Consider the following 15,309-nt stretch of genomic DNA (forward strand, 5'->3'; position numbering starts at 1 on the left):
ATTCGCTTTGTGCGGGCTTCCGAAGGGGTGGACGGCGCGGTTTTGTGGGTTCCTCCAGGGGCCCCCGGCGCGCCGGTGCGGTGGTCACGGCCCGGGGCGGGGCGGCCCTACTCGTTGGTGAGTTCCTCGACCACCGTCGCGCCGAGCTCCCGGACGATCAGCTCCTGCCCGGAGAGGGCGGATTCGTCCAGGTCGGGGTCGTCGTCCTCGGGGATGTCGTCCTCGGGGGAGACGGGGGGCGGCGGCTTCGGGGCGGACGGCCGGGGCGCCGGGGCGGGCGCGGGTGCCGCCGGGGCGCCGGCCGCCTGCGCGGCACCGGACGGGGAGGACGGCACGGGCGGCGCGGACGGCACGGAGGCGGCGTGCGCGGACGGCTGGGCGGCGGCGGGGCGCTGACCGGCTCCGGTGCCGCCGTACCCGCCGCCGTGGCCTCCCCCGCCGCCGTGACGGCCGCCGGGGGGTCCGGCCGGGGCGGGGGCCGCCGCGCCGCCGGACGCGTCGACGACCGACTCGATCTTCCACTGGACGTTGAACTGCTCGGCCAGCGCCTGGCGCAGTACGTCCTCGCTGCCGCTGCTGAGGAAGTTGTCCCGCGCGCCGGCGTTCACGAAGCCGAGCTGGAGGGTGGTGCCGTCGAACGCGGTCACCTGGGCGTTCTGGCTGAGCAGGATCCAGGTGAAGCGGCGGCGGTTCTTGACCGCCTCCAGGATGTCCGGCCAGAGCATGCGGGGGTCGAGGCCACCGCCGCCCGAGGGCGCGGGAGCCGACGGCGCGGATGGTGCGGACGGTGCGGGAGCCGCCTGGGGCGCGGGGGCGCCCGGCGCGGCCGGGGACGGGGCCGCCCCGCCGCCCGCCGGGGCCGCGGTGGGCCAGCCGCCGGGCCGACGGCCGCCTCCGCCGGCGGAGGCGGCGGTGGGCCAGGCACCGGGGGCGGGCGTCGCGGGAGCGCTCGGCGCGGCGGCCGGCGGAGCCTGCACCGGAGCGGGCGCGGGAGCCGGCGCCGACGGCACGGGAGCGGAGGGTGCGGGCGCGGGCGGTGCGGGAGCCGCCTGCGGAGCCGGGGCGGCCGCGCCGCCGGGGCCGCCCACCGGAGCCCGCACCGCGGCCCGGGCGGCGGCGGGGCCGCCGCCCGGCGGAACCGGGGCGTGGCCCCGCGCCTGACCGGCCGCCGCTCCCCCGTGGACGTCCGGCCCGGGCGCGTACCCCATGGGGGGCACACCCGCGCCGCCGCCCGCCGGGAGGCTCACGCCGCGCTCGATCCGGTCCAGGCGGGCCATGACCGAGCGCTCGTCGCCGTAGGCGGCGGGCAGCAGCACGCGGGCGCAGATCAGCTCGAGCTGGAGGCGGGGCGAGGTGGCGCCGCGCATCTCGGTGAGCCCCTCGTTGACCAGGTCGGCGGCGCGGCTGAGCTCGGCGGCGCCGAAGACGCCGGCCTGGGCCTGCATCCGCTCGATGACGTCGGCGGGGGCGTCGATGAGCCCCTTCTCCGCGGCGTCCGGGACGGCGGCGAGGATCACCAGGTCCCGCAGCCGCTCCAGCAGGTCGGCGACGAACCGCCGCGGGTCGTTGCCGCCCTCGATCACCCGGTCGACGACCTCGAAGGCGGCTGCCCCGTCGCCGGTCGCGAAGGCCTCCACCACGGAGTCGAGCAGCGAACCGTCCGTGTACCCGAGCAGGGAGGTGGCCATGGCGTACGTCACACCCTCCTCCCCGGCGCCGGCGAGCAGCTGGTCCATGACGGACATCGAGTCACGCACGGACCCGGCGCCGGCCCGCACGACGAGCGGCAGCACGCTCTCCTCGACGGGGATGTCCTCCTGGCGGCACACCTCGCCGAGGTAGTCCCGCAGGGTGCCCGGCGGCACCAGCCGGAACGGGTAGTGGTGCGTACGCGAGCGGATCGTCCCGATGACCTTCTCGGGCTCGGTGGTCGCGAAGATGAACTTCAGGTGCTCCGGGGGCTCCTCGACCACCTTGAGCAGGGCGTTGAAGCCCTGCGGGGTGACCATGTGGGCCTCGTCGATGATGTAGATCTTGTAGCGGCTGGAGGCGGGCCCGAAGAACGCCTTCTCGCGCAGGTCACGGGCGTCGTCCACACCACCGTGGGAAGCGGCGTCGATCTCGATGACGTCGATCGAACCGGGGCCGTTGCGCGCGAGGTCCTGGCAGGACTGGCACTCGCCGCACGGCGTCGGCGTGGGGCCCTTCTCGCAGTTCAGGCACCTCGCGAGGATCCGGGCGCTGGTCGTCTTGCCGCATCCGCGCGGGCCGCTGAACAGGTACGCGTGATTGACCCGGTTGTTCCGCAGCGCCTGCTGCAACGGGTCGGTGACATGCTCCTGCCCGATGACCTCGGCGAACGACTCCGGGCGATAGCGGCGGTACAGCGCGAGAGACGACACGCCTACGAGGTTATAGGCGCCCACCGACAGCCGGCCCCGCCCGCCGGACCGCCCCCGGGTCCCGGGCCGCGGGATCCGCGCCCGCACACGCAAGCGCCCCCCACGCACCCGCCAGAGCCAACCTACCCTTGCTGCCTTCCGGCCCTGGGGGAGTTCAGTCAGATAGCGCCGCGTGAGGGGCTACGGAGAGGCTACCTCATGTGGCGGGGAGGGAACGAGTTCGCGAGCACTCCTCTCGGTCATGTAATGTTCCCACCGGAGGATTCGCCTAGAGGCCTAGGGCGCACGCTTGGAAAGCGTGTTGGGGGCAACCCCTCACGAGTTCGAATCTCGTATCCTCCGCCAGTGCCTCACCGGGCACGTTGTCGAAGGGCCCCACCGCTTGCGGTGGGGCCCTTCGGCGTCGTCCGCCCCGTTTTCCGTCCCGGCCGGCCCCGGAACGCGCGCCGGACCCGCGTCGAGGCCCTCGGCCGTGCCGCCGCACACCGCTCCGCCCGTCCGGCGTCCGGACCGGGGGACGGCGGCCGTCGGGCACCCGCGTTCCGGCGCTCCCCGAGCGCGCCCCCTCGTCCGCCCCTCGCCGGCGGCGCGCCCCCGCCACCGGTGCCCCCCGGTCACGACGGAGGCCGATCACATCTGGACGCATACCCCCTGGGGGTATACATTGAAGGCAGGTGAGGCCCTGCGGTGGGCCACACTGGACGGGACAGGGGATGAAGGTCATGGAGCACACCGGTCATCACGACGACACCACGCATGACCACGCCGCTCACGCGGGCCACGAAGGTCATGCGAGTCACGGACGTCATGCAGGTCACACGGATCACGGGACCGGCCCCGGCCGCGAGCGCGGTCCCGCCGGTCACGCGGCGCACCACGGCGCCCGTCCCGGGGCCTCCTGGTCCATGGCGGCGAAGGCGACCCTGCACTGCCTGACCGGCTGCGCCATCGGCGAGATCCTCGGCATGGTCATCGGCACCGCGCTGCTGTGGGGCAACGTGCCCACCATGGTCCTGGCGATCGCGCTGGCGTTCCTGTTCGGCTACTCGTTCACCCTGTTCGCGGTGGTCCGGGCGGGCCTGGACCTCAAGTCCGCGGTCAAGGTGGCGCTGGCCGCCGACACCGTCTCGATCGCGGTGATGGAGTTCGTCGACAACGCGATCATCGCCCTCACCCCGGGCGCGATGGACGCCCACCTGTCCGACGGGCTGTTCTGGTCGGCCCTGCTCGGCGGATTCGCGGTCGCCTTCCTGGTCACCACTCCGGTCAACAAGTGGATGATCGGCCGCGGCAAGGGCCACGCCGTCGTCCACGCCCACCATCACTGAGCACCGGACCGGACCTCGCGTCCGGGGCGCCCGGAGGAGTCCGGAGCGCCCCGGACGCGTTTGCGCTCCCCCAGCGGGCCGACCCGGCAGGGGCCGGGAACGCACGGGGCGCGGCCGGCCCGGCCGCGCCGCCTCCCGGCAGCGACCAAGGAGGACCGATCGTGACGACCGTCAGGGACATGCTCGCGACCTACCCGGCCGACCTGGGGCGGGTGGACCGCGACAAACTCACCCGGTGCATCGAGGAGTGCGTCGCCTGCGCCCAGGCGTGCACGGCGTGCGCGGACGCCTGTCTGTCCGAGGGGATGGTCGGCGAGCTCACCAAGTGCATCCGCACCGACATGGACTGCGCCGACATCTGCGACACCACCGCCTCCGTGCTGTCCCGGCACACCGGCTACGACGCCAACGTCACCCGCGCGATCCTCACCGCGTGCGCCACCGCCTGCAGGGCCTGCGCCGACGAGTGCTCCGCGCACGCCGACCAGCACGAGCACTGCCGTCTGTGCGCCGAGGCCTGCCGCTCGTGCGAGCAGGCGTGCGACGAGCTCCTCCGGTCCCTCGGCTGACTCCCCGGCCCCGGGGCCCCTCCACCCCGCCCGCCGGGGCGTGCGGGGGGTGACGGCACGCCGGCCGGTGTCTGCGAGGAGGCGCCGCGGGTAGCCGGGCCTCATGGGTGACATCCTCGTGGGGACCTGTTCGTGGACCGACCGGGCACTGGTCGGCAGCGGCTGGTACCCGGTGGGGCGGCGGGACGCCGAGGGGCGGCTGCGGTACTACGCGGAGCGGTTTCCCGTCGTGGAGGTCGACGCGTCGTACTACGCCCTGCCCTCCGAGCGGAACAGCCGGCTGTGGGCGGAGCGGACGCCCGACGGGTTCGTGTTCGACGTCAAGGCGTTCTCGCTGCTGACCGGACACCCCACGCGGAGCGCGGTGATGCCCGACGGGCTGCCGCCCGACGCGCGCGACCCGGTGGTCCTGGACGAGGTGTGGGCACGGTTCGCCGAGGGGATCGCGCCGCTGCGCCGGAGCGGGCGGCTGGGGAGCGTGCTGTTCCAGTTCCCGCCGTGGCTGCGGGCGGGGGCGCGGGGCGAGGAGGTCGTGGAGGAGTGCGCGCGGCGGGCCGAGGGATGGCCCCTCGCCGTGGAGTTCCGGCACCCCTCGTGGTGGGAGGCGGGGCGTGCCGAGGCCACGTCCGCGCTGCTCGCCCGGTGCGCGATGGCCGCCGTCGGCGTCGACATGGTGCAGTCGCTGCCCTCGTCCGTGCCGCCGGTCACGCCCGTCACCTCTCCCCGTCTGTCCGTGGTGCGGTTCCACGGACGCAGCGCCGCCTGGGGCACGGGCAGCAAGGAGGACCGGTTCCGGTACGCGTACGGGGCGGACGAACTCGGGGCGTGGGTGCCGCGGTTGCGCCGGCTGGCCGAACGGGTCGAGCAGGTGCACGTGCTGTTCAACACGTGCTGCGGGGACGCCTCCGTGCGTGCCGCCGAGCTCATGGACGGACTGCTCGGGCGGCCCGCCGAGGGGGCGTCCGCCGACGGGCCCCTCGCCGGCGGAGTGCCCGTCGGCCGGTCGTCCGCCGGCGGTCCGTCCTCCGAGGGCGGCCGGTCACCCGGTGATCCGCACCTTCCGTGACTCGCTCACCTGGTCCAGCTCGGACACCCTGATCGTCGCCTTCATCGTCCAGGTGCCCTCGAGGGGCAGGTCGAGGTCGTTGGTGGCCCAGTAGCCGCCCCGGTCGGTCAACCCGGCGTCGAGGGGCCCGATGTCCTTCGCGGGGAGGGTGAAGGACAGCCGGAGTTCCGGTACGGCCACCAGGCCGCCGTCGGCGCCGAAGACCACCGCCTGGACGCCGTTCTCGCCCACCCGGCCCGGGTCCAGCGTGATCTGCACCCGGCCCGTGCCGCCGGGGACGCCCACGTCGTAGGGGATCGTGACCGCCGTCGCGCCGGGGAGCCCGGCCACCGGGGCCGCCTCGGCGGCCTCGGCCTCCGCACGGGCCGGGAGGGTGCCGGTCAGCACCGTCGTGATCAGCAGCACCACGACGCCCACGGCCACTTCGACCAGCACGGACAGCCGCAGGGCCCGACGGTGGCGGTCCGGCCCGTCCGACGGGCGGCCGGGCCGGCTCCCGAGGCCCGCCTGTGCCTCCCCGGTCCCCGGCTCCCCGGTCCCCGGCCCCGGGCCCGCCCCCGCCGCTCCCACCGGTTCCGGCACCCGCTCCTCCGCCGCCACCGGTGCCTTCGCCGCCGCCAGGCGCGCCGTCCAGCGGCGGGACACTCCCGCCACCGCCAGCAGGGCCGCCGTCACGACCAGTTTGACGGTCAGGGTCCTGCCGTACGACGTCTCCGTGAGCGCGGCCCAGGAGCCGAGGCCGCGCCAGGACTGGTAGACGCCGGTGACGACGAGGACGGTCACCGAGGCGAAGGCCAGCCGGGAGAAGCGGGTGACCGTGGTGGCGGGCGGCGGGGTCTTCGCGCGGTACAGGGTGAGCAGCAGGGCCGTCAGACCGCCGAGCCAGCACGCCATCGCCAGCAGGTGCAGGACGGACGACGTCATCGCCGCCGGGACCTGGATCCCGGCGGAGGCGTGCTCGGCCGCCGCCCAGGTCAGGGCGAGGCCGACGGACAGGGCGGTGCCCGCCGCCAGGTGCGCGCGGGACGCCCCGCCCGGTTCCGGTTCCGCAGCCGCCGCACGGCGCCGGGAGGTCCACAGGAACACCGCCGCCGCCGACAGGAGCAGCGCCAGCCGGACGAGCAGGGCGGTCCCCGGGCGGCCGGTGAGGGTGCGGGCGAGGGCGGAGGCGTCCAGGGCGGTGGCCGGTGCCGTCCCGGCCTCGTACGGGGCGCGCAGGACGAGGAGGGCGACCGTGGCCGTCAGCAGCGTCCACCAGCCGGTGAGCAGCGGCAGCCGCAGCGGGGCGGTGTCCGGCGGACGGCACAGGGCCGCGAACGCCGCCGTGCCGACGAGCAGGGCGGCGGCGATGTACGCGAGGTGGCGGGCGGTGTCGTGGAGGCTCGTGGTGACCGGGTGCCCGGCCCGCTCCGCGGGCACCGCGGGCGCGGCGGGCGAGGGCTTGCCGACGGAGAAGGTGAAGGCGCCGGAGACCGGGTGGCTGTCGGCGGAGACCACCCGCCAGGCCACCGTGTAGGTGCCCTCGGCGAGCCCGCCGGGCAGGCCGACCCGGGCGGTGTCGGGGGCGCCGTCCGCGTGGCGCGGCTCGCCCAGGCGCACCCGGCGGTTGTCGGGGCCGTAGACGCGGAAGGAGTCCTCGAGCAGGCCGACGGACTCCGTGAAGGTCAGGGTGATGCGCCGGGGGGCGGACCCGACGACGCTTCCGTCCCCGGGGTCGGTGCCGCTCAGGGCGGCGTGGGCGCTCGCCGGGGCCGCGCCGCCGAGGAGGAGCAGGACCAGCACGGCGCCCAGCGGCACCAGCCGCGGAAGCCGCCGGGTCCCGCGGTCCGCCGCCCGGGCCCGCCGGCCGCCGTCCGTCGCCGCCCCGCTGCGCCGTCGCCCCACGTCGTCCCCCTCCTCCCGGCCGTCCGGTTCCGGTTGGGTACGGACGCGGGGCGCGGTGTGTTCACCGTGCGGCCCGCTCGCCACCGCCTCACCAGGTCGGCCGGGCCGAGACCCCTCCGTCCACCACCAGGTCGTGGCCCGTCACCCAGGACGCGAGCCGGGAGGCCAGGAACACGCAGGCGTCGCCGATGTCCTCCGGGCGGCCGAGCCGGCCCACGGCGGACGCCCGGCGCCAGCGGCGCACGCCCTCCGGCCAGGCGTCCTCCAGTCCCTCCCGCTCGATCAGGCCGGGCGAGACCGTGTTGACGCGGACCCCCCACGGGCCGTACTCCAGGGCCGCCGCGCGGGCGTGCATCACGACCGCCGCCTTGGACGCGCAGTAGTGGGCGTGGCCCGGCGCCGGGCGGTGCGCCTCGACGGAGGCGAGGTGGGTGACGGAACCGCCGCCCCCTTCCCGCATGAGCTCCGCCGCCGCCTGGGTGCAGGCGAAGGCGCTGGTGAGGTTGGTGTCCACGACCGCCCTCCACTCGGCCGCCGTCATCCCGGCGAGCTCCCGGACCGGCTGCACCCCCGCGCCGTTGACCAACGCCGTCAGCCGGCCCCCGCCCCACTGCGCCGCCTCCGACACCAGGCGGCGGCAGGCGTCCTCGTCGGTCAGGTCGGCGCGCAGGACGACGGCCTCGCCGCCCGCCTCCCGGATGCGGTCGGCGGTGTCGCGCGCGGACGGCACCGCCGTGCGGCAGTGCAGCGCGACCGCGGCGCCCTCCTCGGCGAACCGCAGGGCGACGCCCCGGCCGATGCCGCCGCCCGCGCCGGTGACCAGGGCGACCTGTCCCTCCAGCAGTCCCGGCCGGCTCACGGCCGGCACAGTGCCGCGATCAGGTCCGCCCGGTCCGGGTGGCGCGCCGTCAGTTCCGCCGCGTCCCCGTGCTCGTAGCCCTCGGGGGTGAAGCCGGGCGCCATCGTGCAGCCGAAGAGCGTCCAGCTCCCGCCCTGCGCCACCCGTGCCCCCATCCAGGTGCCGGCGTCCACGGTGAGCTGGACGTGCTGGCCGCCGAGGACGTCCGGGCCCAGCACGGGTGTGCGCGCGCTGCCGTCGGGGGCGAGGAGGAGCAGTTGGAGCGGGTCGCCGAGGTAGAAGTGCCAGACCTCGTCGGCGGGCAGGCGGTGCAGGGCGGAGAAGTCGTCCGGCCCGTCGGTGAGCAGGGCGACGATGGCGGTGCCCTCGGGCCGGCCGTCGGGCCGCTCGGGACCCGCCCAGGTCCGCCGGAACCGCCCGCCCTCACGGGGGATCGGTTCCATTCCGTAGTGGGCGACGAGGTCGTCGGGAGTCACCCGCCGAAGGCTACCTCCCGGGTGAGGAAGGCGAGTCGGGCCTTCTTCTCCGGCAGGTACACGTCGGGCAGGTCGACCTCCGGCAGCACGACCTCGGGACCGGGGGTGAAGCCCTGCTTCAGGAAGCGGGCGATCGCCTTGTCGTTGGCCACGTCGGGGTCGACCACCACGCGCTCGCGGTCCAGGCCCAGCAGGACGTACGCGAGGACGGCGGTCACCAGTCCGGCGGTCCAGCCGGGACGCGCCCCGTCGGACCCGGTGGGGGCGAGCAGCAGGTGGACGCCGATGTCGCCGGGCTCGACGGGGTAGCACTCGCCGACCCGGTCGGCCCCCGGCTCGTAGGTCTGGAGCAGCGCGACCGGTGTGCCGTCCTTGAGGACGAGGTGGGCGTGGTGCGTGTCGAGGGTGTCCAGGTGGGCGTAGATCTCGGCGACCCGCTCCTCGGTGAGGCCGTTCATGCCCCAGAAGGCGGCGCGTTCCTCGCTCACCCAGCGGTGCAGCAGGGGCGCGTCGGCCGCCGCGTCCAGCGGCAGGACGCGCACGGTGCCGAAGCCCTCGACCTCCTGTTCGTGGACGGACGGGCGGGAGGCGTACGGGTCAGACATCGGTCTCCTCTGTTTCCTCGTGCAGCCGGTCCCAGTCGGTGACGACCGGGACGAGGTCCCCCGCGAGCCACGGGGCCTGCTGGTCGCGGTGGTGGGGTGAGCCGGGGACGCCCGAGGCGCCGAACGGCACCACCCAGCGGCTGTCCTCGCGCCGGGCCAGGTCCCAGACGTACCGGGCGGCCGGGCCGCGCGCGGCGAGGTCGGTCAGGCCGGGCACGGGCGAGGTGCACAGCACGCAGTCGTGGTCGCCGGACAGACCGGGTTCGTCGTAGGGCGTCTCCAGGGGCAGGGCCCGCCAGGGTGCCAGGCGGTGGGTGTCGCCCCAGGTGCCGGCGGGCGGCCGGGCGGCCACCTCCTCCAGGGCCGCGCGGACGGCCGCCGGACGGTCGACGCCGAACAGCTCCTTCGCGGTGAGGAGGTGTTCGAGGGCGTAGCCGATGCGCGGGACCAGCGCGAGCCAGGGCCGGAAGACCTCCGGGTACGCGGGCGGGGCGGCCGTCGCGGCGAACGCGGGGTGCGCCGCGAGGTGCCGTACGACCGCGCCGCGCACCGCCGCGAAGGCGGCCGCGTCGGCGCTGTCCGCGTCCATGCGGCGGTCCCAGCGCAGCAGGCGGTCGCGCAGGGCGGCGGCCGGGCCGCTCAGGTCCGTGCCGTCGAGGGCGGCGAGGCGGTCCAGCAGGGCGGCCGCGGAGGCGAGGTGGGTGTCCGTGTGGATCGCGGACATGTCGGCGGCGGACCAGCGCGTCCGCCGGCCCAGCAGCGCGGTGATGCGGTCGGCGCGGTGCGGCGGGGCGAACTCGACGCCGAGCGGGGCCGCGGGGCCGCGCTGGTTGGCCATCACGGCGACGCCGTCGGTCAGTCCGGCGCGCGGCGGCTCGTGCCAGCCCCGCCACTCGTGCCCGGGCTCCCAGGCCGGCACCAGGCGGGTGCGGTTGGCCTCGGAGCGCACCGGGACCCGGCCGGCCACCCGGTGCAGGGTGCCGCCCTCGGTGTCGGCGGCCATGATCACGTTGACCGGCTCGGCCCACAGGTCGACGGCCCGGTCCACGTCGGCGACGCGGCGGGCCCGCAGCAGCGGCAGCAGGGCGGAGAAGCCGAGGTCGCCGGTGACGCGGGGCGGGTGACGCAGGGCGACGGCGAGCGGGGGTCCGCCGGGCTCGGGCACCCCGTCGTCGAGGCCCTCGGGGCCGCCGATGACGACGGGGCCGCGGTCGGTCTCGACGACCTCCACCTCGACCGGGTCCTCGCCCGCCACCTCGACGGTCTCGGTGTGCCGGGCGGCGCGGTGCCACGCCCCGTCCGGGCCGAGCGCCTCCACGCCGTCCCCCGAGCTCTCGGCTCCGCTCGAGCAGGGGGTGCCCCCGTCGGTGCGGCGCAGCCGCTCGCGGTAGAGGTCCTGGTAGTCGGCCATGGCGTTGGTGATGGCCCAGGCGACCGTGCCGGTGTGGCCGAAGTGGGCGATGCCGGGGACGCCGGGCACGGCGAGGCCGACGACGTCGAACTCCGGGCAGGACAGGCGGATCTGCTGGTAGACGCCGGGGTCCTCGATGAAGCGGTGCGGGTCCCCGGCGATGACCGCCTGCCCGGTGACCGTGCGCTCCCCGGCGACGAGCCAGCCGTTGCTGCCCGCGGTGCCGGGGCCGTCGGTGGCGAACAGGCCGACGGCGTCCGCGCCGAGGTGGGCGGCGACGTGCTCGCGCCACAGCTTGGCGGGGAACCCGGCGAAGAGGATGTGGGTGGCGAGCCAGACCCCGAGGGGGGTCCAGGGCTCCCAGCGGCCGGGGGTGAGGGACACGCGGGCGAACTCGGGGGCGGTGGCGGCGCTCAGCCCCTCGTTCACGCCCGCCGTGTAGGCCCGGACCCAGTCGGCCGTCTCCGGGTCCCTGCGCTCCAGTTCGTCCCAGCAGCGGCGGGCCGTGTCGGCCAGGCGGGCGCGGCGGGCGAAGCGGTCCCAGGGCAGGGCCTCGGGGCCGAGGAAGGACGCCGAGGTGCCCTGCGCGCGGTGCCGTTCCACCTCCAGCTGCCAGGCCCGGTCGAGGGCGGTGACCCGGCCCTGGGCGTGGGCGAGCCCGTTCGCGTCGGCCGCGCGCAGATGGGGGATGCCCCAGGGGTCCCGAAAGATCTCTCCGACCACTGTGCCCTCATTTCGCTTTAGGTTAGGCTCCCCTAAGTAATCGTGGCGGAATCGTACGCGAAGGGTGAAGACGCGATGGGGCAGGGGCGGGGTTGGGAGGGCGCGGTCCTCAAACTGCTGCGCGCGAAGGACTTCCGGTTCACCGTGACGGGGGCCGAGGACGTCACCGCCGCGTACCGGCGGGTGCGCTTCGCCGACGGGGGGATGCTGGCGGCGACCGGGGTCCACCCCACGATGTGGGTGCGGCTGTGGTTCGACAACGCGGGCCGGCCGCACCAGCGGGCGTACACCCTGGTCGACCCGGACCCGGCGGCCGGCACCTTCAGCCTGGAGTTCGCGCTGCACGAGGGGTGCGCCAGCGACTGGGCGCGGGCGGCGAAGCCCGGGGACACCCTCGAGGCGACCGTGCAGGGCACGGGGTTCGAGGAGCCCAGCCCCGCCCCCTCCCACGTCTTCGCGGTCGGCGACCCGGCCTCGCTGCCGGCCATCAACTCGCTGCTCGGCGCGCTGGGTTCGGCTCCGGCGACCGTCTGGTTCGAGGGCACGCTCGACGGGCTGCCCTGGCGGGCCGACCCGGAGCGGCACGAGGTGCGCGAGGTGCCCCGGCGGGAGGCCGGGGCGGCGCTGGTCGAGCGGGTGCGGGCCGACCTGCCCGAGCTGCTGCGGGCCAGTGTGGACCCGTACGTCTGGATCGCCTGCGACACCGCGACCACCCGGACGCTGTCGGCGTTCGTCCGCAAGGAACTGGGCGTGCCCAAGCAGCGGACGCACGCGCTGGGGTACTGGCGCGCGGGCTGAGCGGGCGGCGGCGGACGCGGTCCGGCCGGCCGGACCGCGTTCCCGTCCGTCCCGTTCCCGGATGATTTTTCCGGTGTCGTACTCCGGCGCCATGGCTGCGCCCGGAACGTCTTGACCGGTAGGCTTTCCGTGTGATCTTCAAGCGCATCGGAAACGGCCGGCCGTACCCCGACCACGGCCGGGAGAGCACCCGGCAGTGGGCGGACGTCGCGCCGCGCCCGGTCCGCCTCGATCAGCTCGTGACGACCAAGCAGCAGCTCGACCTCGAGACCCTCCTCGCCGAGGACTCGACCTTCTACGGCGACCTCTTCGCGCACGTCGTGAAGTGGCAGGGCGACCTGTACCTGGAGGACGGGCTGCACCGCGCGGTGCGGGCGGCGCTCCAGCAGCGGCAGGTGCTGCACGCCCGCGTCCTCGAGCTGGACTGACGCCGCTCCGGCGCCCCGCCGACACCCCCGTCGCGGCCGGTTTGACCCTTTCGGGTCAGCCTGCACACAGTCGGATGATCACCCGGTATCCATTGTCGCCCGGGCGCATTACGCTGCGCCCATGAGCATGCTCACTCCTCCCGGCATGGGCGGCCAGTACCGGATCACGGGTGACAAGTACCCGCGGATGCGCCGGCCCCGGCGGCGCGGCAGGCTCGTCGTCCTGACCGCCGCTTCGCTCGCCGTGCTCGGCGCCGCCGGCTGGGGCACGCTGCAGCTCATCGACGTGTTCACCGGCGGCGACCCCGCCTCCACGGCCGGCACCAAGGCCGTCTGCGCCGTCAAGGCGAGCCCCGTGGCCGTCCCGAAGGCCCTTCCCGAGCCCGGCACGATCACGGTCAACGTCCTCAACGCCACCACCCGCGGCGGTCTCGCCCAGAAGACCGCCGACGAGCTGAAGGAGCGCGGCTTCAGGATCGGCGAGGTCGCCAACGCGACCAAGGAGTACGACAAGAAGGTCAAGAGCACCGGTGTGCTGCTCGGGCCCGACTCCGCCCTCGACACCTCGCTGCCGGTGCTCGGCGCCCAGCTCGCCGGCGCCGAACGCCGCACCGACGCCGCCCGCAAGGGGAGCGAGGTCGACCTCATCATCGGCGACGCGTTCCGCGGTCTGACGAAGAAGACGGACGCCGACCGGGCCCTGGCCGCACTGACCGAGCCCGAGCCGGCGCCCACCGTGAAGAAGGGCTGCTGAACGGCGGCAAAGGACCGTCCCGGTGAACGGGCGGACCGGTCCTACTCGGCCGCCCCGTACATCCGGTCCCCGGCGTCGCCGAGGCCCGGCACGATGTAACCCAGCTCGTTGAGGCGCTCGTCGACCGACGCCGTCACGACCGTCACCGGGGTGCCGGCCAGCTCGCGCTCCATGACCTCGACGCCCTCCGGCGCGGCCAGCAGCACCACGGCGGTCACGTCGTCCGCGCCGCGCTTGATCAGCTCCTGGATGCTCGCGACCAGCGTGCCGCCGGTGGCGAGCATCGGGTCCAGGACGTACACCTGACGCCCGGAGAGGTCCTCCGGCATCCGGGTGGCGTACGTCGAGGCCTGCAGCGTCTCCTCGTTGCGGATCATGCCGAGGAAACCCACCTCGGCGGTCGGCAGCAGCCGGACCATGCCGTCCAGCATCCCGAGACCGGCCCGCAGGATCGGCACCACCAGCGGGCGCGGGTGGGACAGCTTCACCCCCGTGGTCCGCGCCACCGGCGTCTGGATGTCGACCTGCTCGGTGCGCACGTCACGCGTGGCCTCGTAGGCGAGCAGGGTGACCAGCTCGTCGGCGAGACGGCGGAAGGTCGCGGAGTCGGTGCGCTGGTCGCGCAGCGTGGTGAGCTTGTGGGCGACCAGGGGGTGGTCGACGACGTGGAGACGCATGTCCCCAACAGTAACCGGGCCCGGAGGGCCCGGTGTCCCCGCGCGCGGCAAGCCGCCCGGCCCCCCGCCACTCACTCGCTGGCGTCAAACCGCTCGTCCGGGGGAAAGTGGGAGGGACGGACTGAGGTGGTGAACCGATGCCTGAGCAGGAGTACCGAGACGATCCGTCGTCGCGCGAGAGGCCCGGCCCGGCCGAGACGGAGGCCGAGCGGCGGCGGCGCCGCGCCCGGTTCCTGCGCGAGCTCGCCGAGGCCCGGGCCCTGCGCGACCGGGTCCAGCCGCGCCGCGCCAAGGCGGCCCGGCTGCGCCACGCGATGCGCATGCGGACCTTCCGCTGGTAGGCGAACCCGGATGCACGGCGTGTCGGCGGCCCGTGCCCGCGGCCCGTACCGGTGGCCCTTACCGACGGCGGGGGCCGGCGGCGCGGACCGCGCGTACGGCGCGTGCGCGGCGCGCGCACAGGAAGATCGCGTAACGCGCGCGTGTTTCCGAAGCGGCCGCGCGGGGAGGACGGGCAAAGCCGCGTACGATCCGCACGTGGCGGCAACGAGTGCGCTGGTGAGTCCTTCACGGGCACACTCGGCGGCCTGCGGTCGAAACCGCCGGACACAGGGAGCCGAAGACGTCCCCTGATGGCTTTGTTTCTGCCACGATTCCGAATGGGTGGGGCTCTGGAGAGCACTCCCCACCCGCAGCCTCCGCCGGGGGGACCCCCAACCGGCACGCCTATGACCAGTGGGAGAGTCACGGTGTACTTCGCCGCACTGCTCGCGCGCACCGAAGACGGGTGGGAAGCGAGCGACACGGAGCTCGACGATGTGGAAACCCTGTCGGATCTGGCCGACCTGGCCCGGGAAGCCTCTCCCGACGAGGACACGGTGCTCGTGCTGATCGAGCAGGAGGACGGCTGGTTCGGCGTCGTCCGCGTGGACGGCGAGGAGGATCCCCGGATCTACGTCTCCGACGCCGCCGCAGCCGCTCGCAGCAGCTACGGGGAGATCCTGCTCACCGACGAGCTGCTGGGCCGTGAGCCCGGGGACGACGGTGCCGACCTGGACGCCCTGGACCTCGACGGCACGGAGGACGGTGAACCCGACGACGAGGACGCCGGCGCCGGGGCCGGCGCGGTCGCCGTCGGCTCCGCCGACGCCGTGCCGCACGGACCGGTCGGTGACGCGCAGGTCCTGGAGGACCTGGGCGTGAGCGAGAAGGAGTTGCGTTCGATGACCGAGGACGCCCTCAGCGAGATCGCGGAGGCCCTGGGCGCCTCCGAGGTCCTGGAGACCGTCCGCTGACCGCGCCGGCCGCCCCCGGGCCGCCGGACCCGGT

At 75.3% G+C, this 15,309-nt stretch carries 15 protein-coding genes, 1 tRNA gene and 1 other RNA gene; 9 read left to right on the forward strand and 8 right to left on the reverse strand.

What is annotated here, in order from left to right:
• Positions 1-107 precede the first annotated feature (107 nt).
• Both GL259_RS19175 and ffs read right to left on the reverse strand, forming a co-directional pair.
• Entirely contained in the window at positions 108-2,402 is a 2,295-nt protein-coding gene (locus GL259_RS19175) for a DNA polymerase III subunit gamma and tau (RefSeq protein WP_159534428.1), read from the reverse strand.
• Between the two features lie 86 nt (positions 2,403-2,488).
• Positions 2,489-2,587: signal recognition particle sRNA small type (gene ffs, locus GL259_RS19180), an RNA gene on the reverse strand.
• Positions 2,588-2,659: 72 nt separating this feature from the next.
• Between ffs and GL259_RS19185 the strand changes: the two genes are divergently transcribed.
• The 4 genes from GL259_RS19185 (at position 2,660) to GL259_RS19200 (ending at position 5,365) form a co-directional block, all read left to right on the forward strand.
• Positions 2,660-2,747, forward strand: a tRNA-Ser gene (locus GL259_RS19185).
• Positions 2,748-3,115: 368 nt separating this feature from the next.
• Positions 3,116-3,730, forward strand: a complete 615-nt coding sequence (locus tag GL259_RS19190) for a DUF4396 domain-containing protein (protein WP_243762334.1) — start codon at positions 3,116-3,118, stop codon at positions 3,728-3,730.
• Between the two features lie 158 nt (positions 3,731-3,888).
• Positions 3,889-4,299, forward strand: coding sequence for a four-helix bundle copper-binding protein (locus tag GL259_RS19195; RefSeq protein ID WP_208026620.1), 411 nt, complete (start codon positions 3,889-3,891; stop codon positions 4,297-4,299).
• 103 nt (positions 4,300-4,402) lie between these two features.
• Positions 4,403-5,365, forward strand: coding sequence for a DUF72 domain-containing protein (locus tag GL259_RS19200; protein ID WP_159534434.1), 963 nt, complete (start codon positions 4,403-4,405; stop codon positions 5,363-5,365).
• Here the strand turns inward: GL259_RS19200 and GL259_RS19205 are convergent.
• The 5 genes from GL259_RS19205 to GL259_RS19225 all read right to left on the reverse strand — a co-directional run bounded on the left by GL259_RS19205 (position 5,339) and on the right by GL259_RS19225 (position 11,323).
• Positions 5,339-7,162 carry a copper resistance protein CopC gene (locus GL259_RS19205; RefSeq protein ID WP_159538772.1) on the reverse strand — a complete coding sequence of 608 codons (1,824 nt, stop codon included), beginning with the start codon at positions 7,160-7,162 and terminating at the stop codon, positions 5,339-5,341. The genes GL259_RS19200 and GL259_RS19205 overlap by 27 nt on opposite strands.
• A gap of 175 nt (positions 7,163-7,337) precedes the next feature.
• Positions 7,338-8,108, reverse strand: coding sequence for a glucose 1-dehydrogenase (locus tag GL259_RS19210; protein ID WP_208026494.1), 771 nt, complete (start codon positions 8,106-8,108; stop codon positions 7,338-7,340).
• On the reverse strand, positions 8,105-8,584 hold the full coding sequence (locus GL259_RS19215; RefSeq protein ID WP_159534438.1) for a cupin domain-containing protein: 480 nt from the start codon (positions 8,582-8,584) through the stop codon (positions 8,105-8,107). The genes GL259_RS19210 and GL259_RS19215 overlap by 4 nt, the downstream gene beginning before the upstream one ends.
• The gene (locus GL259_RS19220; protein WP_159534440.1) at positions 8,581-9,189 is read right to left on the reverse strand and encodes a GNAT family N-acetyltransferase; all 609 of its coding nucleotides are present in this window, start codon (positions 9,187-9,189) and stop codon (positions 8,581-8,583) included. The genes GL259_RS19215 and GL259_RS19220 overlap by 4 nt, the downstream gene beginning before the upstream one ends.
• Entirely contained in the window at positions 9,182-11,323 is a 2,142-nt protein-coding gene (locus GL259_RS19225; protein ID WP_159534442.1) for a penicillin acylase family protein, read from the reverse strand. The genes GL259_RS19220 and GL259_RS19225 overlap by 8 nt, the downstream gene beginning before the upstream one ends.
• Before the next feature lie 75 nt (positions 11,324-11,398).
• Between GL259_RS19225 and GL259_RS19230 the strand changes: the two genes are divergently transcribed.
• From GL259_RS19230 to GL259_RS19240, 3 genes are all read left to right on the forward strand, one after another.
• Complete coding sequence (locus tag GL259_RS19230) at positions 11,399-12,121, forward strand: siderophore-interacting protein (RefSeq protein WP_159534444.1); 723 nt, start codon at positions 11,399-11,401, stop codon at positions 12,119-12,121.
• A 131-nt stretch (positions 12,122-12,252) separates the two neighbouring features.
• On the forward strand, positions 12,253-12,549 hold the full coding sequence (locus tag GL259_RS19235) for a type II toxin-antitoxin system VapB family antitoxin (RefSeq protein WP_004943146.1): 297 nt from the start codon (positions 12,253-12,255) through the stop codon (positions 12,547-12,549).
• Positions 12,550-12,694: 145 nt separating this feature from the next.
• Positions 12,695-13,303: a LytR C-terminal domain-containing protein gene (locus GL259_RS19240; protein WP_159538774.1), complete on the forward strand. Its 609-nt coding sequence runs from the start codon at positions 12,695-12,697 to the stop codon at positions 13,301-13,303.
• A 41-nt stretch (positions 13,304-13,344) separates the two neighbouring features.
• Here the strand turns inward: GL259_RS19240 and upp are convergent, their stop codons facing one another.
• The gene (gene upp, locus GL259_RS19245; RefSeq protein WP_159534446.1) at positions 13,345-13,980 is read right to left on the reverse strand and encodes a uracil phosphoribosyltransferase; all 636 of its coding nucleotides are present in this window, start codon (positions 13,978-13,980) and stop codon (positions 13,345-13,347) included.
• 137 nt (positions 13,981-14,117) lie between these two features.
• Between upp and GL259_RS19250 the strand changes: the two genes are divergently transcribed.
• Both GL259_RS19250 and GL259_RS19255 read left to right on the forward strand, forming a co-directional pair.
• Entirely contained in the window at positions 14,118-14,321 is a 204-nt protein-coding gene (locus tag GL259_RS19250) for a hypothetical protein (protein ID WP_159534448.1), read from the forward strand.
• A gap of 408 nt (positions 14,322-14,729) precedes the next feature.
• Positions 14,730-15,275: a hypothetical protein gene (locus GL259_RS19255; RefSeq protein WP_159538776.1), complete on the forward strand. Its 546-nt coding sequence runs from the start codon at positions 14,730-14,732 to the stop codon at positions 15,273-15,275.
• Positions 15,276-15,309 lie beyond the last annotated feature (34 nt).

The organism is Streptomyces sp. Tu 3180 (assembly GCF_009852415.1).
Taxonomy (GTDB): Bacteria; Actinomycetota; Actinomycetes; order Streptomycetales; family Streptomycetaceae; genus Streptomyces.